14 protein-coding genes and 1 pseudogene are annotated in these 19,181 nt (G+C 46.6%); 8 read left to right on the top strand and 7 right to left on the bottom strand.

Annotated features, from left to right (window positions below; all coding sequences use genetic code 11):
- Positions 1-35: 35 nt before the first annotated feature.
- The gene (locus AYY17_RS00415; protein ID WP_162271083.1) at positions 36-2,525 is read left to right on the top strand and encodes a tetratricopeptide repeat protein; all 2,490 of its coding nucleotides are present in this window, start codon (positions 36-38) and stop codon (positions 2,523-2,525) included.
- Positions 2,526-2,835: 310 nt separating this feature from the next.
- On the opposite strand, the gene AYY17_RS00410 is transcribed toward AYY17_RS00415, so the two are convergent.
- Both AYY17_RS00410 and ydgH read right to left on the bottom strand, forming a co-directional pair.
- Complete coding sequence (locus AYY17_RS00410) at positions 2,836-4,227, bottom strand: basic amino acid/polyamine antiporter (protein WP_067420406.1); 1,392 nt, start codon at positions 4,225-4,227, stop codon at positions 2,836-2,838.
- Positions 4,228-4,495: 268 nt separating this feature from the next.
- A complete protein-coding gene (gene ydgH, locus AYY17_RS00405; RefSeq protein ID WP_067420405.1) occupies positions 4,496-5,452 on the bottom strand; it encodes a DUF1471 family protein YdgH in 957 nt (318 codons plus the stop codon).
- A gap of 466 nt (positions 5,453-5,918) precedes the next feature.
- Between ydgH and pntA the strand changes: the two genes are divergently transcribed.
- Positions 5,919-7,448, top strand: coding sequence for a Re/Si-specific NAD(P)(+) transhydrogenase subunit alpha (gene pntA / locus AYY17_RS00400; protein WP_067420404.1), 1,530 nt, complete (start codon positions 5,919-5,921; stop codon positions 7,446-7,448).
- 5 nt (positions 7,449-7,453) lie between these two features.
- Positions 7,454-8,845, top strand: a complete 1,392-nt coding sequence (pntB, locus tag AYY17_RS00395) for a Re/Si-specific NAD(P)(+) transhydrogenase subunit beta (RefSeq protein WP_067399818.1) — start codon at positions 7,454-7,456, stop codon at positions 8,843-8,845.
- 102 nt (positions 8,846-8,947) lie between these two features.
- On the opposite strand, the gene uspE is transcribed toward pntB, so the two are convergent.
- Together uspE and fnr are read right to left on the bottom strand one after the other, a co-directional pair.
- Positions 8,948-9,889: a universal stress protein UspE gene (uspE, locus tag AYY17_RS00390; RefSeq protein ID WP_067420402.1), complete on the bottom strand. Its 942-nt coding sequence runs from the start codon at positions 9,887-9,889 to the stop codon at positions 8,948-8,950.
- Between the two features lie 146 nt (positions 9,890-10,035).
- The gene (gene fnr, locus AYY17_RS00385; protein ID WP_067362491.1) at positions 10,036-10,794 is read right to left on the bottom strand and encodes a fumarate/nitrate reduction transcriptional regulator Fnr; all 759 of its coding nucleotides are present in this window, start codon (positions 10,792-10,794) and stop codon (positions 10,036-10,038) included.
- A gap of 529 nt (positions 10,795-11,323) precedes the next feature.
- On the opposite strand from fnr, the gene AYY17_RS00380 reads away from it, so the two are divergent.
- The 3 genes from AYY17_RS00380 (at position 11,324) to AYY17_RS21785 (ending at position 13,623) form a co-directional block, all read left to right on the top strand.
- A complete protein-coding gene (locus AYY17_RS00380; protein WP_067420400.1) occupies positions 11,324-12,334 on the top strand; it encodes an NAD(P)H-quinone oxidoreductase in 1,011 nt (336 codons plus the stop codon).
- A 322-nt stretch (positions 12,335-12,656) separates the two neighbouring features.
- Entirely contained in the window at positions 12,657-13,448 is a 792-nt protein-coding gene (locus tag AYY17_RS00375; protein WP_067420398.1) for a PadR family transcriptional regulator, read from the top strand.
- Position 13,449: 1 nt separating this feature from the next.
- A complete protein-coding gene (locus AYY17_RS21785) occupies positions 13,450-13,623 on the top strand; it encodes a hypothetical protein (protein WP_202906364.1) in 174 nt (57 codons plus the stop codon).
- A gap of 53 nt (positions 13,624-13,676) precedes the next feature.
- Here AYY17_RS21785 and AYY17_RS00370 read toward each other — a convergent pair.
- Together AYY17_RS00370 and malX are read right to left on the bottom strand one after the other, a co-directional pair.
- Positions 13,677-14,851 (bottom strand): annotated as a pseudogene (locus AYY17_RS00370) (MalY/PatB family protein).
- A gap of 127 nt (positions 14,852-14,978) precedes the next feature.
- Complete coding sequence (gene malX, locus AYY17_RS00365; RefSeq protein ID WP_067420396.1) at positions 14,979-16,601, bottom strand: maltose/glucose-specific PTS transporter subunit IIBC; 1,623 nt, start codon at positions 16,599-16,601, stop codon at positions 14,979-14,981.
- Positions 16,602-16,797: 196 nt separating this feature from the next.
- On the opposite strand from malX, the gene malI reads away from it, so the two are divergent.
- Both malI and AYY17_RS00355 read left to right on the top strand, forming a co-directional pair.
- A complete protein-coding gene (gene malI, locus AYY17_RS00360; protein WP_067420392.1) occupies positions 16,798-17,826 on the top strand; it encodes a Mal regulon transcriptional regulator MalI in 1,029 nt (342 codons plus the stop codon).
- 103 nt (positions 17,827-17,929) lie between these two features.
- Positions 17,930-18,844: an AEC family transporter gene (locus tag AYY17_RS00355; RefSeq protein WP_067420390.1), complete on the top strand. Its 915-nt coding sequence runs from the start codon at positions 17,930-17,932 to the stop codon at positions 18,842-18,844.
- Here the strand turns inward: AYY17_RS00355 and AYY17_RS00350 are convergent.
- The gene (locus AYY17_RS00350) at positions 18,828-19,172 is read right to left on the bottom strand and encodes a hypothetical protein (RefSeq protein ID WP_067420389.1); all 345 of its coding nucleotides are present in this window, start codon (positions 19,170-19,172) and stop codon (positions 18,828-18,830) included. The genes AYY17_RS00355 and AYY17_RS00350 overlap by 17 nt on opposite strands.
- Between the last annotated feature and the right edge of the window lie 9 nt (positions 19,173-19,181).

Raw genomic sequence — 19,181 nt, 5'->3', positions numbered from 1 at the left:
ATTATTTTATACATATGACCTTACGCCTTATCTCGATGAAAAAAATTGTTATTGAGTACATTCTCGACGACATGAATAATAAAAATTATTACTTGCAAGCACATCATTATGCCGACTATCTGCTGCGTACTGATGCCAAGAAAAACAATCAGCAAGCCTTTGAACTTTATGATAAATATAACAAATATAATTTAAATGCTAAAATTCATTATGCTATCGCTTTAATTAAATATAAGGAAAATCAACAATCCCAAGCTATATCCCTCATTGATGAAGTCTTCAACGATAAACAGTACAAAGATACGTTATCGGATAAAGAGCTTAATGCCGCCTACGAAATATTGATGGAGTATGGTCTGAATAATTCTGTGGCTAAGAAATTATTACTGACATTAGCAGTCAATAAATCGTATCCAAAAGCCGAAGAGTATGTACTTCCATTAATTGGTAAAGACCCCGATATCACCTTTCAATATGCGATAGAGCAGCTGAAAAAAATCAACAATATTGATGAAGTTTCTGATGAACAACTAAAATCTTATTATGACTTAATATTTAAAGCGGCAGACTTGGGTAGTTCAGATGCTAATTTATATATTGCCAAAAATATTCAGGGTTATGAATACATTGGAAGATGGCCCTATTTCTCTAAACGATTTAGCATAATTACTAAGTTGCAAGAAGATTCGTTAATCTCCTGGCTTGAAAAATGTGCCAACCTAGGAGAAAACGAATGCTGGTATCAACTTGGGAATATTTTTGAAATGGGTCGCTATAAAAACCCGGTTAATTATCAAAGAGCATTAAGTTATTACCAGCAGATCATCACCGAAAAAAATCAGTATGTTCAGGCTCAGTCACACATTGATGCCATCAAAAAAGTACTGGCGGAATTCAATGAACATAAAACCAAAGCAGCTGATGGTGATGATTATGCTAATCTTATCGTTGCCAATGCTTATAAAAATGGTAAGTTCGGGCAACTTATTGATAACGATAAATGGCTTGAGTACCTGGACCGCAGTGCAATGTTAGGTAATCAAGCTGCTCTGGCAGAGATAATTCGTTATTACGACACTGATTCATTGCAACAAAAAGATCATCAAAAATTACTCAATTATTATCTGAAAGCCGTAGAGGTTAATAACTCGTCTCTTACTTATAAACTTGCTAACCATTATTTCTATGGGAGTTCATTCGTTTCAGTCAACCGAAATAAAGCGAAAGAACTCTATGGGAAATCAGGATCTACCGGGCAAGAAAACGCCGATAAAATGAAGCAATTTGATGCTCTTTTTAGTCAAAAAGATAATAACCCACATGCCTTATATGAAATAGGTAACGCTTATTTTTATGGTAATGGCGTTCCATTTGATATCATCAAAGCAAAAGATTATTACCATCAAGCTGCTAAAAAAGGTGATGAAGATGGTTTATTAGCTTATGCGGAGTTACTGAAAACAGGTATTGTAGATAGAAGAACCGAATCAACACTTGTACTATCGAATTGGGACGAAGCTGTTTTGTGGCTCAAAAAAATCCCGGATAATGCATCGGCTAAAGATGACCTTATATTTTATCACTCAACGATTCTTCCGGCTCGAAATGGTGATGCCGATAAAGCGCTCGAACTTGGTTATTGGTACGTTAGAGAGTCGAATATCACTGAAGCATTGCCATGGTTTAATGCTAGCTACCAAGCTGGCAATATCGAGGCTATCAAACCACTTATCGTAAATAGTGATCTCGATACAGAGGAAGAGAAAAAATTATTGCAATCAGGTGCCGGGAAGGGTGATCTTTTTTCTATTGATAGATTTGCTCAGTTAATTATTTCATCACCCGAAGTGGTGACTGATTCAAAAGAGTATCAAGCTGTTATCACCGCCCTTGAAAGCAATTTGCACAGTAATGATGAAGACTATAAATATAGCGCTTATTCTCAACTTAAAGAACTCTATGGTGATGGTATAACAAGTAATAAGCAGTTGATTAGAGAGAAATCCGCCGAGAAATATGTCGCATTACTTGAGCAACAATCGGATACCCGTATCAGTGCGTTATATGATTTATATTTATATTACAGAGATAGTGATTTTAATAAGGCCATCAGCTATCTTGAGAAAGCCGCTAAAATAGAGCCTAAAAAAGCAACGTATAAACTTTTCCGTGCCTACTATCCCTATAAAAACTGCTCCAATAAAAATATGGATATGACGAAAACCGATCAATACTTAAAAGCGTGGTTAACCTTATCTGGGGCACCAGAGATGGAGAAAATATATCGCCCTAATGCTTATGCCCAGGAAAGTAAAAGTTTAGGGGATTACTATTTTAATGGAGAGTGCGGCATTCCCAAAAATGTAGATAAAGCCATCGGCTGGTATCTAATATCATTGGAAAATCATCCTTACCACGCAGCAGAAAATATATATGAGGCTTATCTCATTAAGCAAGATGCTAAACAAGCTTACTACTATGCATTAGTTCTGCAAAAAAAACACGACGGATATCACATTGTTTGAGCAACTCTCACCAGAAGAAAAAGAGTCCATTAAAGCAAGCGTACAAAAAAACAGTAGTAAATAAAGCAATATGATTAGCTCTCTCCGGTTTGGTTGAGAGCTTTAATCTGGATACATCGGTAGGTGGCTGATGTTTTAGAACAGTATTCTATACGTTAATTAGTTACAACATACAATTTTTCTTTATTTAAAATCAGACCCGATAAACTATCGTGTCTGATTAGCATAACAGGGATAAAAAGGCGGGGCACTTCTGGTGTAGGGATTATCTGAGCGTAGCGGGCCGCGTTGGCCCGCTACGCTCAGATAACTATCGGATTAAATACCAGAGCGCAGGAACCGCTCCTGCCAGCAGGAGGGCAATAATGGTCCACTCAACAAAGTGCAGGGTGGTTTTTATTTCACGATTTTTCAGCGCGTACAGAAAAACCAGGATTCCCGGCGCGTAAAGCACTACGGAAAGCAGCAGATTGAGCAAACCGGAGGCATAAATCAGCCATAATCCGTACAGTGCCGCGACCATTCCCACGCCCAGCAGTGCCGGTTTTTTTAGTCTCAACGCAGTTTTCACCAGGAAAGCGCCGACCAGAAAATAGGGCACCAGAATCATTTCAGACGCAATCGTCAGCAACGTATTATAATTGCTGCCACTCAGCCAGATCAGCACCAGCGCAAGCTGCACCGCACAGTTTGTCATCCATAATGATGTCGATGGTGTATTGTTTGCATTCTGCTTTTTGAACGGAGACGGAAAAGATCCGTGAAGTGCGGCAATAAACGGGACTTCCGCTGCCATAATTGTCCAGCTCAGATACGCGCCGCAGACAGAGACTATCAGCCCCGCAGCAATGATAATTTCGCCGCTGCCGCCAATCAGATTCACCATCAGTGTGGCCATCGACGGATTACGCATTTCAGCCAGTTCCGGACGGGCAACAACCCCGAGAGAGAGCAGCGTTACACAGATATAGATACTTAATGCTGATATCACGGCAAACATGGTTGCCAGTCCGACATCTTTGCGCCGCCGTGCGCGGGCAGAGACAACAACTGCACCTTCAATACCGATAAAAACCCACAATGTGATAAGCATAGTGTCTTTTACCTGTTGCCAGACCGGAACACCCAGCTCAACACCGGTAAAATCGAGATGAAATGTATCCCAGCGGAAGGCGATCACCGCAAGCACAATAAACAGACCGAGAGGCACCAGCTTGGCAAATGTGGCGAGTTTATTAATACCTGCGGCAGTCTGAACACCGCGCAGAACCAGGCAATGAACAATCCACAGCAGAACAGATTCACCAATCAGTGATTGCCAGGTATTACCATCACCAAAAACAATATGCTCAGGTGTATCAGTAAAAAAACTGAATGCAGCAAACACGATAACCAGATAAGACACATTGGCAATCACGGCGCACAGCCAATATCCCCATGCCGAGCAGAAACCTATCAGCTCGCCGAATCCGTCTTTGGCATAGGTAAAGATGCCGCCATCAAGATCAGGACGCAGACGGGAAAGAAGCAGTAATGCAAAAGCGAGAAAGAGAATACCGACGCCGGTAATTGACCAGCCGATGATTAGTGCTGCCGGGCTGGCGACTTCTGCCATATTTTGCGGCAGGCTGAAAACACCGGCGCCCACCATTGAGCTGAGCACTAATGCCGTAAGCGCGGTTAAACTGAGTTTTTTATCCAAAGTACCATCCCGGTAAGTCTGCAGCAGTAATATAAGTGCAGGGTATTCATGCAATCAATTTGACTGAATACGCAAAAATTGGCGCTGATTGTACGGAGAGTCGGGGGGATATGCAATGTTTAATCATGCATTAATTGCATTATATTATGCATATTTACTGTTACTTAATGCATTTGCAGCAGATTGTGAGGATAAGGTAAACGTACTGAATTAAAGGTATAAAAAAAGCGTATCAGACGATACGCTTTTTATTGACCGCAGGAATGGATTACTTATAGAAATCCGCGCTGATGGTCACGTTACCGCCACTGGCCTGCCATTGGCGGGTAATGTGGTAAAATTTTGCGCCTTTGGCTGCTGCACGTTTCGCCACCTGATAAGACACTTCCGGAGAGGTTGTGTAATAACCGGTGAAGGTTACGCTGTCAAATGGTGCCATAACAGCGGCAGAGGCTTTATTCAGCTCTTCTACTTTAGTACCGTCAGGCAAAGTAACAGTGTAACGCCCGCCACGTGACGCCTGAGTTTCAAAGAAACGACCTACGCTGTTACCGGCAGTATCTGTTGAAGAGGCAACGCCCGGAATTTCAACCTGTTTTGCCGCTTCACCACCGGCTGCCAGTGCGGCACGGCCGGCATCTGAATCAGCAGGGATCAGCGCTTCATCGGTCTGAAGAATACGCTTAGGTGCATCGGCTTTATAAACATAGGCTGTTGCCAGCTGATTACCGCCGTCATTGGTAAAGATATTACGGACGATAAAGAAAGAGGCTGCGCCTTTTTTGATGGCTTCTTTGGCAATAGCATCATTCAGATCAGGACTGTTGGCGAAATACCCGTTTACCGTCACTGTGTCGAAAGGCTGGAGACCAATGGCTTCTTTTTCAGGTAATTCATTGATACCGCGGAATGACCGGTAGTTTTTCTTTTCAGCCGGTGCAGCATCTTTGTGGTAAACATCAGCAACCACACGCATGTTTCCGTTACTGTTCAGATCATCGAGGCTCTGGATATAGAAAGCATCGGCACCCATTTTGTCTGCTTTACGGGAAACGGCGGCAGCAGCTTCGTAAATTGCATTGAAACGGCCTGTAACGGCAATGCGCTCAAAAGGTTGGTATTGAGCCGCTTGCTCCGGCGTTAATTCCTGTGCTGCGTGAACCGGCAGCAAACTCGTAAATGAAAAAAACATCGCAGATGCGATGACCGTTGTTTTCAGCTTCATACAAAATCCTTCCGCCTTGCGCAATTAATATTCATAACGTGCTGAACCTGTAATTTTATATCCTGGCCGCACGATTATGACATGTATTTGTGCTTGTTGTCGCTTTAATTTATCGTGCCGGTTTGAGACTGTTAATCATACAGCAATTTTTACCACAAATTTATGCAATCATAGTCATTTATCGGCAAAATAATTTTCTGTCCGGGGAAATACTGTTTAGTATGAATTAACGAATAAATTAGATGGATCGATATCACATTTTTCAGTAGGTTATTAGGACATTTCAGATAAAAGGGTGTGTTTGATCTGATTTCGTGCAGATGGCTGTTTTTTTATGCACAAGTCTGACCAGCATGTCCGTAAAACACTTGAGCTTATTACCCAACGTCATTCAGCGCACAGGCAGGCTGACCGCAGCCAACGAACCTGCAGGTTGAATGAATAAGGGTACATATAAGGGAACATTATGCGTATTGGTGTACCAAAAGAGCGACAGTCCAGTGAAACCCGGGTCGCCGCCACGCCGGCTACCATTGTACAACTGAAAAAACTCGGGTTTGATGTGGTTGTTGAAACAGGAGCCGGTCATCTTGCCAGTTTTGATGACAACGCTTACCGTGAAGCCGGGGCAGATATCGCCGGCACACAGGATGTCTGGCAGTCTGACCTTATTTTTAAGGTAAACGCACCGCTTGACAGTGAAATCCCGCTGATGAAAGCAGGCAGTTCTCTGGTCAGCTTTATCTGGCCTGCCCAGAACCCGCAGCTGCTTGAAAAATTGTCTGCGCAGGGCGTTAACGTGTTTGCAATGGACTCGGTTCCGCGTATTTCCCGTGCACAGTCACTGGATGCGCTCAGTTCGATGGCCAATATTGCCGGTTACCGTGCAATTGTTGAAGCCGCCAATGCATTCGGTCGTTTTTTCACCGGACAAATCACTGCCGCCGGTAAAATTCCGCCGGCAAAAGTGCTGGTTATCGGAGCTGGTGTTGCCGGTCTTGCCGCCATTGGTGCCGCAGGCAGCCTGGGTGCGATAGTCCGCGCATTCGATACCCGCCCTGAAGTAAAAGAGCAGGTCAACAGCATGGGCGCTGATTTCCTCGAACTGCATTTCGAGGAAGCCGCAGGCAGCGGTGACGGCTATGCAAAAGTGATGTCAGAAGCCTTTATTAAGGCAGAAATGGCGCTGTTTGCTGAACAGGCAAAAGACGTTGATATCATTGTGACTACCGCACTGATCCCGGGACGTCCGGCACCAAAACTCATCACAAAAGACATGGTCGGGTCGATGAAAGCGGGCAGTGTGATTGTCGATTTAGCCGCGCAAAACGGCGGTAACTGCGAACTGACAGTGCCGGGTGAGATTCACACCACCGAAAACGGGGTGAAAATCATTGGTTATACCGATCTCGCCGCGCGTCTGGCAACTCAGTCTTCTCAGCTTTACGGCACCAACCTGGTGAACCTGATGAAGCTGATGTGCAAAGAGAAAAACGGCGAAATCAATATTGATTTTGATGATGTGGTCATCCGTGGTCTGACTGTGGTGAAAGCCGGTGAAATCACCTGGCCGGCACCACCAATCCAGGTTTCAGCTCAGCCGCAGGCAAAACCTGCTGCGGTAAAAGCTGAAAAGAAACCGGCAAAACCAATGTCTCCGTGGCTGAAATACGGACTGATGGCGCTGGCGTTTGTTCTGTTTGCCTGGCTCGCCAATGTGGCTCCGGCGGAATTTTTATCCCACTTTACTGTTTTTGCGCTCTCCTGTGTGGTTGGTTACTACGTGGTATGGAATGTCAGCCATGCACTGCACACGCCACTGATGGCGGTAACCAATGCAATTTCGGGCATTATTGTTGTCGGCGCACTTCTGCAAATCGGCAGCGGTGGCTGGGTAACGTTTTTCTCCTTTATTGCGGTGCTGATTGCCAGTATCAATATCTTCGGCGGTTTTACCGTCACTCAGCGTATGCTTAAAATGTTTCGTAAGGGGTAATGAATATGTCTGGCGGAGTCGTTACAGCGGCATATATTGTTGCCGCAATCTTATTTATCTTCAGTCTTGCCGGGTTATCCCGCCACGAAACCTCTCAGCGCGGTAATCTGCTGGGTGTTATCGGGATGGCTATCGCACTGGCTGCCACCATTTTCGGACCATATTCATCCAATATCGGCTGGATCATTGTTGCCATGGTGATTGGTGCTGTGATTGGTATTCGTCTGGCGCGTAAAGTCGAAATGACTGAAATGCCGGAGCTGGTTGCGATTTTACACAGCTTTGTGGGTCTGGCTGCGGTTCTGGTCGGTTTCAATAGTTATATGGATCACAACCAGGCGCTGACGTCTTCGGTGATGAACAATATTCACCTGACTGAAGTGTTCCTTGGCATATTCATTGGTGCGATAACATTCACCGGCTCAATTGTTGCCTACGGCAAATTATGCGGTAAGTTATCCTCAAAACCGCTGATGCTGCCGAACCGTCACAAACTGAACCTGGCGGCACTGGTTGTCTCTTTCCTGCTGTTGTGGACCTTTGTTAAAACAGACAGCGCAGGGTTACAGGTTCTCACCTTAATCGTGATGGCAGTGATTGCCCTGGCATTCGGCTGGCACCTTGTTGCCTCTATCGGCGGTGCAGACATGCCGGTCGTGGTATCTATGCTCAACTCCTATTCAGGATGGGCAGCAGCGGCAGCCGGTTTCATGCTGAGTAATGACCTTCTGATTGTTACCGGTGCTCTGGTCGGTTCGTCCGGTGCGATTCTGTCTTATATTATGTGTAAGGCAATGAACCGCTCCTTCTTCAGTGTTATTGCAGGCGGCTTCGGAACTGACGGAACAGCAAGCTCCGGTGATGAAGAAGTCGGTGAGCATCGTGAAATCAACGCGGAAGAAGTGGCGGATATGCTGAAAAATGCCACATCCGTTATCATCACTCCGGGCTATGGTATGGCGGTTGCCCAGGCACAGTATCCGGTGCACGATATTACGCAGAAGCTGCGCGATAAAGGCGTCAAGGTACGTTTTGGTATCCATCCTGTGGCAGGACGTCTGCCGGGTCACATGAATGTGTTGCTGGCTGAAGCAAAAGTGCCGTATGACATCGTGCTGGAAATGGATGAAATCAATGATGATTTCAAAGATACCGATGTGGTTCTGGTGATCGGCGCAAATGATACGGTTAACCCGGCGGCGCTGGATGACCCGAACAGCCCGATTGCAGGAATGCCGGTACTGGAAGTCTGGAAAGCGCAGAACGTGATTGTATTCAAACGTTCGATGAATACCGGTTACGCCGGGGTTCAGAACCCGCTGTTCTTTAAAGAAAACACCCAGATGTTATTTGGCGACGCCAAAGCCAGCTGTGAAGCGATTCTGCGTTCACTGTAAAACCGGTTATTAACATCAGTAGTTAAAACAAAAAACGGGTGATTAATCATAATCACCCGCTTTTTTATGCGTTTTTTATATAGCCGAGAAACTAATCAGTAATTAATCATCATCATCAATCGGGCACACAAAACCATCCGGTTTTACCGCCAGAAGGTCACATTTGAGATGATCAACGACATGCTCCGCCGTATTACCGAGGAACGCCGCTGAAATCCCGGTCCGCCCGATAATTCCCAGTACAACCACCCCGGCATTCAGTTCAGCAGTCACTTCAGGAATGACTTTCTCCGGCAATCCCTCATACACATGCGTGTATTCCTCACCGATAGAGAACTGCTGGCGCAGCTCTTTCATTGCGATAAGGTGCTGTCCGCGCAGGGCATTATTGTAGGTGTTCGGGTCGAAGTCCGGCAATTCAATCGCGATATTAATAGGGGCAACCGGGTACGCGCTGACCAGATGAATAGCGGGATCTTTGACTATCCGTTTGGCGAGCTCTTGTGTGATAGCCACCAGCTTCAGATTCAGTGCATCGTGATAAGACTCTTCATTTGACAGATTCACGCCGACCACCACAGAACCTTGTTCCGGCCAGACTTTATCTTTCACCATCCAGACCGGACACGGACATTTGCGCAGCAGATGCCAGTCAAGCGGGGTGAATATCAATGATTCAAACTTATCATTCTGATGCGCCATTTTCAGCATCAGGTCATGACCGCCGCTGATCACTTCTTTGATAATGGCCTCATAAGGACGGTTATGCCACACGACTTTTACTTCAATGTCGATGCCGGCTTCCAGATAATAACGCGCCTGCTGTTTAATCCATGCACTGCGCTGAGCAATAACACCTTTGCGCATCGCATCCCGCTCTTCAGGGGAGAGCAGGGTTGTCATGTCATAAGAGAGGTCATAGATAGGTAAGAAAGCCTTAATTCGTCCGCCATTGCGTTGCACGATATATACCGCACGCCGTAATGCCGGCTGATCATCCTGATTGGGGTCTATTGCAACTAAGAGGTTTTGATAGTCAGACATTCATCTCTCCTCGCGGAACGGGATTCGTATCTGTAAAGATAAACCAAACCGGAGCAGGAATGTAGGAAATATTAGCACCAAACCGAAATAATTCGGTCTGGTGCAGATCACAGCGCAGAGAAATGCAGTCCCGGTATCTTTATTAATCAGTCCTGTGGCAGAGCAGGTACTTTACCGGCGAGGGCTGCCAGCTGATCCATATCTTCAATGGTAATGTACTTACCTTTTACGGCCAGCATGCCGCTTTTCTGGAAACGCCCCAGTAAACGACTGATTGTTTCGACAGTCAGACCGAGGTAGTTACCGATATCACCACGGGTCATGGTCAGGCGGAATTCACGCGGAGAGAAACCACGCTGTGCAAAACGGCGTGATAAATTATAAATAAATGCCGCTAAGCGTTCTTCTGCGTTCTTTTTAGACAACAACAGGATCATTTCCTGGTCGCCTTTAATTTCGCCGCTCATCAGACGCATCATTTGCTGGCGTAAATTCGGCATCTTCCCTGAGAGGTCGTCCAGGGTTTCATACGGAATTTCACAGACCATCGAGGTTTCCAGTGCCTGTGCGAAGCTCGGATGTTCGGTATTGATAATAGCGTCAAAACCCACCAGGTCACCCGCCAGATGAAAACCGGTGATTTGCTCATCACCTTCTTCGGTAATGGTATAACTCTTGATGGTTCCGGAGCGGATAGCATACAGAGATTTCAGTTCATCTCCGGCTTTGAACAGCGCCTGACCTTTCTGGATAGGCTTTTTGCGCTCAATGATATTATCAAGCTGATCCAGCTCATGCTCATTAAGCGTAAAAGGGATACACAGCTGGCTGATGCTGCAATCCTGACAATGGATCGCACAGCCGCCTGATTGAATTCTACGTACTACACGTTTTTCCGGGATCATAGGCTTGCTCTTGAAATAATATTGATTTGAATCAATTTTATCACAGACTACCAAAAGTGGTAAGTGGTCTGAGTTTAAATATAGTTATACCCGGCTAAAAACAGGCGCATAATATTGACATACTATGCTTTTTTCGTGATGTCGTAATGTAATTTTTTTGATTAACGTCTCATTAATCCACCCGGGAACAACAGATGAGTCATTTTCAGGTCAATTTATTACATATCAGCATGTTAATAATATACCCGAATGTGAATAAGGCGTTCATTATTCGTTGTAAAACAGTGTGTCAGGTTAAATTAAATCGTGCTTTTTCAATGGCACGAACAGACATAGCCGGAGCATAAAAAATAACCATGCTTTTAATATGGTTAATATAAAAGAAGACGTCTCAGATATTATATTTTCGTCATCTTGCTATGCTATCTTTTATAAGCAGCGGTATGATACGGACAATAATTCATCCGGAATTTTAAAGTAGTCATATAACGACTTATATTATATATCCAGGACTGTTTAAGGAAACGTAATGATTTCACATACATTACCCGAATCAATGATGGCAATCGATATTACCCGGCCCGGCGGACCTGAGGTATTACAGGTAATTGAAATGCCATTACCTAAGGTACAGGGAGAATACCTGCTGGTTAAAGTCGCGGCTGCCGGAGTTAACCGGCCTGATGTGTTTCAGCGGATGGGCAGTTACCCGCCGCCACCGGATGCATCTCCTGTGCCGGGGCTTGAAATTGCGGGTGAGGTGGTCGCTGTTGGTGAAGATTGTAAACGCTGGCAGGTGGGAGATAAAATTTGTGCACTTGTGGCAGGCGGCGGATATGCGCAATACTGCCTCGTCCATGACAGCATCGCTCTGCCGCTGGAAAATCTGAGTTATACAGATGCCGCCGGTATTCCTGAAAATTTCTTTACGGTCTGGGCGAATGTCTTTCAGATCGGTAAGTTACAAAGTGAAGAGAGCGTTCTTATTCATGGCGGTACATCCGGTATCGGCAGCGTGGCAATCATGCTGGCGAAAGCATTTGGTGCAACCGTATACACCACTGTCGGCTCTGCAGAAAAAGCCGATATTGCCCGCCAGCTTGGCGCAGACCATGTGATTAATTACCGGGAAGCCGATTTCGCACAGGTCATTCCTGACCTGACCGGCGGGCAGGGTGTCAATATGGTTGTGGATATTATCGGTGGCGATTATATTCAGAAAAACTATGAAGTTGCCGCAAAAGCAGGCCGGATAATCCAGATAGGGCTGATGCGCGGCAATCCGCAGAACCTGAATATGATGCCGCTGATGGTAAAGCGTCTGACTCACACAGGATCAACCCTGCGGGCGCGGACACCGGAAGAAAAAGCCATTATTGCCCGTGACCTTGCACAAAAAGTCTGGCCGTTATTACGGGCGGGTAAAATAAAACCGCTGATAAGCCATACTTTTGAACTGGCGGATGTGGTGAAAGCTCATCAATTGATGGAGTCCGGGGATCTGACCGGCAAAATCATTCTGACCAATCCTGACTTCTGATCCTTCTTTTTTGCACTATACCCAACATCATTCAGAATGCAGAAAGGCAGCCGGGGAGCATACCCCGGCTGCCTTTCTGCTGCCAACGAACCAGCAGTTTGAATGAATAAGGGTATATCCGCATTATTTGTTGATAGTGCATCCTGCCTGCACGCTACAATATGAGAGTGGTTATCATTCCCGTTAAGCGCAAATCGTGCTATTTTAGATATATCTAAATTGACCTTTGGTTATGGAGTGGCTATAGTTATCCACGAAGCGAAACAGATATATCTAATATCCGTCGCTGATTAAAATTATTAATTACAAAAGGAATTACTCTATGTTTTTACATGCTTTACGTCATCGCACCTGCGATGCACAGGAAGGGCGTCAACGTCACGGCGGGCATGGCAGCCATCACGACGAACACCACGGACAAAGCAAACGCTGCTGTCATGGCGATCATCATGAACACGGCGAACATCATGGTCGCGGTGAACATGGCTGTCATGGCGACCACCACGAACACGGTGAGCATCATGGCCGCGGTGAACACGGTTGTCATGGTGACCATCACGAGCACGGCGAACATCATGGTCGCGGTGAACACGGTCAGCGCCGTGGCGGACGGGGCAAAGGTCTGCGTCGTTTGTTAGATCATGGCGACCTGCGCATTATGATGCTGGCGAACCTTAATCAGAAACCAAGTCATGGTTATGAATTAATTAAATCAATCAGTCAGTTAACATCAGGTCTGTATACACCAAGCCCGGGTGTGATTTATCCGACACTGACACTGCTTGAAGACCAGTTGCTGATTGTTGCTGAAGACACCGGAAACGGACGTAAGAGTTACAGCCTGACGCCGGAAGGGAAGCTGCATCTGGATGAAAATGCCGGGGTTCTGGAGCAAATCGCACTGCGCCTGAAAGAAACAGACTCTTTCCGCCGGGGTTCTTTGTTATCTGATGAAATCGAACAGGCTCTCGGTAATTTACGCGCATTGCTGCGCCACAAACTGGTTACCAGCGAGCTGGATGCCGGTAAGCTCAGCAAAATCGCAGATATTCTTAATGACGCCGTACAAAAAATAGAAGCGGTTAACGACGCACTCAGTAAAGAAGGGGAATAAAATGGCGGATAACACCACCTCCGGTAAAATCCAACCGCAAACGCAGACAGCGCCGGTAAAGGATGAAAAACAGGAAGCGGTGAAGACCGGCAGGCCGGATGACAAAATATGTCCGGGTTTACCGTTTTCTTATTTACGCCGGGCTTTACGCAATAAGGTCGGCAAACATGAATGACCGGGATGCTGTAATATCCCGGCCCGTAAAAAGTATTTATTTTAGAGTATGTGTCAGCGTGTTTTCAGCGCACTAATCAATTTATCCATCCTGCGGCAAGTTTTTCCCGCGGGCATCCGGCATTAAGACGTAAAAAACCGCGACCTTCTTCTCCGTAGGTATATCCCGGCATGATCGCCACCTTTTCCCGGTTAATCAGTGTATCCTGCAGTATATTGTCATCAATATTCAGCGGATTGAGATCTATCCAGGCAAGATAGGTCGATTGCGGTATTTGCCAGTTAAGCTCAGGAAACGCATCATCCAACCGCTGTTTCACATACTGTAAGTTAGCAAACAGATAATCACGCAGTTCATCAAGCCACGGCGCACTGTTCCGGTATGCGGCAATATGGGCAATAACGGCCAGAACCGCGGGAGAAGATAGCCCGTCACAGGCTTTCAGGCGATGAAAATACGCTTCACGGGATGCCATATTATTAATGAGCCCGTAAGCACCGGTCAGTGCCGGTACATTAAACGACTTCGATGCTGAGGTGAACAGTGCCCATTCCTGACGCCCGACTTCAGACCAGGGCGTGTGTTGATGCGGCGACCAGCACAAATCCATATGGATTTCATCACTGATCACTTTTACATTATAGCGCTCACACAGTTGTGCCATTGTCTCCAGCTCTGTGCGGGTCCAGACTTTACCGGTCGGATTATGCGGGCTGCACAACAGCATAATACGGGTATCCGGTCGTGCCAGTCGTGCCTCCAGTTTTTCCATATCACACCACCAGCCATCCGCTGTTTTCTCCAGCGGGCACGCGACTATATTGCGTCCGTTTCCGGTGATTGTTTTATAAAAAGCGTCATACGCCGGGGTGTGAACCAGAACCCCGTCCCCGGGTTGCGACCACAGCCGGATCATCTGACTGACCATATAAATAACAGACGGACCATAAACCAATGATTGTGTATCGATTTCCGCCTGAAAGCGGGATGAAAACCAGTGCGCAACGGCACTGAGAAAATCCTCATGCTGCCAGCGGCTGTAACCAAATACGCCATGAGTGGTGCGGTCAGTGATTGCCTGCAAAATAGCCGGAGCGGTGGCAAAATCCATATCAGAGATAGTAAACGGCAGTAAATCGGCCTGACCAAAGCGATCCTGTACAAAATCCCATTGCGTACAATAGGTTCCGTGGCGATCGACCGGAACAGAAAATAATGAAGATGACATAGTTTCTGATGACATAGCTTCTGGCGACATAGTTTCTGGCGACATAGTTTCTCCGGAAAAAAACCGCACTGATAAACAGTGCGGTGAGGAATATCAGGCGTTTTGAACGATCAGGTATTTTGAACGATCAGATATTTTGAACAACAGGCTGTGCGCTGTCAGGCGCAGATTTCATCAGTTGATCCAGTTCATCTTTGACCGACTGAACCTGCGGACCAATAACAACCTGTAAATTATGGTCATTAAGATGAACAACCCCGATTGCCCGCAGCGCTTTGAGCTGTGCATCATCGACCTTGCTCATATCATTCACTGACATCCGCAGACGGGTGATACAGTTATCCAGTGAGATAATATTCTCTTTACCGCCGAGAGCCTGAAGGATCGCAGGGACATTATAACCGGATTTACCCGCTGAGCCGGTGACAGCAGGGGTTTTATCACCCGTTTTAGTATCTGTATCGCGGCCCGGGGTTTTGATATTAAAGCGGGTGATGGCGAAACGGAAAATCCCGTAGTAAGCGGCGAACCAGATAAAGGCGACAACCGGTACCATATACCACTTAGTCTGAATACCGTGCAGGATCCCGAAGACCACAAAATCAATCAGGTTACCGTCTGTATTACCAATAGTCACCCCGGTGATTGCCATCACAGTGAAACCAAGACCGGTCAGAATCGCATGGATCAGATACAGGAACGGTGCGACAAACAGGAACAGGAATTCCAGTGGTTCTGTCGTGCCGCCAATCACACAGGCAACCACACCGGAGATAAGCAATCCTTTAATTTTATGACGATTTTCAGGATGTGCGCAGTGGTACATAGCTAACGCCGCACCAGGCAGACCGCCGAGGAAAGCGGGCATTTTTCCCTGAGAAAGGAACTGAGTGGCACTTGCTGCAAAACCCTGGGTATCCGGACAGGAAAGTTGTGCCTGGAAGATAGTCAGCGCGCCGTTAACGGTATTACCGCACACATCCATGGTACCGCCGGCTTCAGTAAAGCGGATAAGTGCGACAAGAATATGATGCAGCCCGAAAGGCAGTAACAACCGTTCACCAGAGCCGAAAATCATCGGGCCGAATGCACCCGCACTGTGAATAAGTTTGCCTAATCCGTTGATCCCCATCGCGAACCACGGCCAGATAAGCGGCACCAGCAAACCACATAAACCCAGTACCAGAGTAGTGATAATCGGCACAAACCGGGTGCCGCCGAAAAACGCGAGCGCATCCGGCAGGCGGATAGTATTAAAGCGCTCATGCAGCATATAAACAATGATACCGACAATCACCGCACCCAGAATTCCGCTGTCAATTGACTGAATACCAATGATATTCTGAATATTATGCGCTTTGAGGATCAACGGGTCAGTTGTGGGTAATACGCCGGTTGCTGTCAGATAAAAATTGGTGGCAAGGTTGAATACCGCAAAACCGACAAAGCCCGCAAATGCGGCGACACCTTTGTTTTCGCGCGCCAGACCCAGCGGAATGGCGATAGCAAACATCACCGGCAGAAAACTGAAGGCAAATGAGCCGACTTTACTCATCCAGGTAAAAACCAGCTGGAATGCAGTGTGGTCAAGGAACGGCAGCAGAGTGAGAACATCACGGCTGCTGAGCGAACTGCCTATCCCGAGCATGATCCCGCAAAATGAGAGCAGTGCGACAGGCAGCATAAATGTTTTGCCAAGTCCCTGGAAAAACTCCCAGAGCGTGACTTTTTGTTTTGGTTGGCTACTCATACCGTATCCTGTAATTATTAGTGTGGTGTTGTGAAGGTAAAATAAGATAAAACGTTTTACCAAAATATAATACTTACCCGATCACAAAAAATAAACATGACCTGACAACCATATTTAATAAATAGATAAAACGTTTTATCGGATATTGTGTAAAATTCTCTGCGGTATCTGATGTATAAGGGAAGTATCTGGCGTTATGAATCTCAGAAAAGTCACGATTGTCGATGTGGCGCAACTGGCCGGGGTGTCGGTCACAACAGTATCGCTGGTACTCAGCGGAAAAGGGCGGATCTCGCGTAAAACCGCGGAAAAAGTAAATGCCGCAATTGAGTCGCTGGGCTATGTCCGCAACCAGCAGGCAGCAACATTACGCGATAACATTTCAAATGTGATCGGGCTGATTGTCAAAGATATTACTGAGCCGTTTTATGCTGAAGTTGCCGCCGGGGTCAGTGAATACGCGGAGACTCAGGGAAAACAGGTCTTTCTGACACAATGCGGTAATTCAGCCGACGGATTTACCCGCTCGCTGGACAGCCTGATCCGCTATGGTGTGGATGGTGTAATTGCCGGCGGCGGAAAGTTCCTGACGGATGATGTCGTTGAGCGGGTAAAGCATTATCAGATCCCACTGGTATGTGCTGCCCGAGCCAGCGAATTCGCGGGTATCGATGTTGTCCGCCCGGATAATGCAGTTGCCGCCAGGCTGGCAACAGAATACCTCATCAAAAACGGTCACCGGCAGATTGCCTATTTTGGCGGAGAGGGGGATTCACTGACCCGCGCAGAGCGGATCGGCGGTTACTGCTCCACCTTAGTACAATACGGGCTGCCGTTCCGGACCGAATGGATTGTTGAGACTGATAATAAGCAGCAAAATATTATCCGCATGGTGTCTGAATTTTTGTATCAGTACCCCAATGTCAGTGCCATTGTCTGTCATAACACCGGCACTGCGCTCGGCGCTTATTTTGCGGCACTGAGCACCGGGAATGCAGTAAAACAAGGTGATAACGAAAGTTATTATACCAGGGAAATTGCATTGGTCGGGTTTGATGATATCGGCAGCGAAGCGCTGTATGACATCCCGGTCGCCTTTATCACCCAGCCGTCACGTGCAGTGGGAAGTAGCGCCGCCACCCGGTTATTGCGCCGCATCCGGGGTGATGATACTCCGCCGGTAAGCGTGACACTGTCACCTGGTTTTGCGCAGTTGAACGGATAAGGGTATAAAAATGCGATCAGAAATACAAAACAGGGCAAGATACTCGCGCTGTACAATGTTCCTGTTATGATGCGGACATATCTGTCTTGCCGGAAGTCCGCTGATGTTTGCTATATTAATGACATTGTGGCCGTTATTTGCTTTAATTTTATTGGGTTGCGTATTAAAACGGCGTCCGGTATTTGATGCGGGGTTCTGGAATGGTGCGGAAAAACTCAATTATTATATTCTGTTTCCCGCACTGCTGATAAGCAGCCTCGCGACCGCGCCGCTGGATAATCCGCAACTGCCGAAACTCGCGCTTTCTCTGGTTATCATGCTCGGCCTGGCGACAATCGGTTTTGTGATCGCAAAACGGTTTCGTGCAATGCCGGTTGCTGAATTTGGTGTGCTTATCCAGGGCGCGATCCGCTTTAATACCTACCTCGGGTTATCTATCGTCAATGATTTTTATGGTCCTTCCGGTGTTGCTGTTGCCGCGGTGATCCTCGCGGTATTAGTACCTCTGTGTAACATTATTTCCGTGATTTCCCTGTCAGAATTTCAGCAACTGTCGCTGCGCCGTCTGCTGGTTCCCGTTCTGACCAATCCGTTAATAATATCCTGTATTATCGGGATGTTACTGAATATCTCCGGTATCGGGCTGCCGTATAATACCCATCAGTTTGCTAAATTACTTGCCGGTGCCAGTCTGCCGCTCGGGTTGCTGTGTGTGGGGGCTGCATTACAGGTTGCAACTATTCGTTATTCGGCACTGAAAATCGGATTTAACAGTGTTATCCGCTTATGTCTTATGCCGCTTCTGGCAATTGCTGTTGCCGCTGTAACGGGGCTGAATGATCTTGAATATCATCTGTTTGTGATTTTCTTTGCTATCCCGACCGCACCGACCGCCTATATTTTATCGCGCCAGCTCGGTGGTGACAGTCAGTTAATGGCGGGTATCATTACATTTCAGACAATGGTTGCTGTGCTGACACTACCGGTCATCATAACAATGGTTAACTCCTTAGGTTGACGATAAAAGGTGCATCATTCAGCAAACTTGAATCGAGGATATCCCACCACAGATCTTGTTCGATGCGGGTTTTTTCCCATGCAGGATCTGTGCAGAGTTTTGACACTGCTCTGCGATATTGCCCCCAGGCGGCTTCATCGGCGAATGCAACGTAATGTTCCAGACAATGAACATTATCGCCGATAGTGCGGATATACCAACGGCGTTCTCCCGCCATATCCAGTGAATGGTAGAACCATTTGTCACGTTTTTCCACCCAATGCCAAAAGGCGACCATATCCAGATGAGCTTTATGTGTCGGTTTCAATAAATACATCAGATGAAGCATAAGGTTTTC

It is taken from the genome of Morganella psychrotolerans (genome assembly GCF_001676055.1).
GTDB lineage: Bacteria > Pseudomonadota > Gammaproteobacteria > Enterobacterales > Enterobacteriaceae > Morganella > Morganella psychrotolerans_B.
The sequence above is the reverse complement of the archived record's forward strand: the minus strand, read 5'-3'. Positions and strand labels throughout refer to the sequence as shown.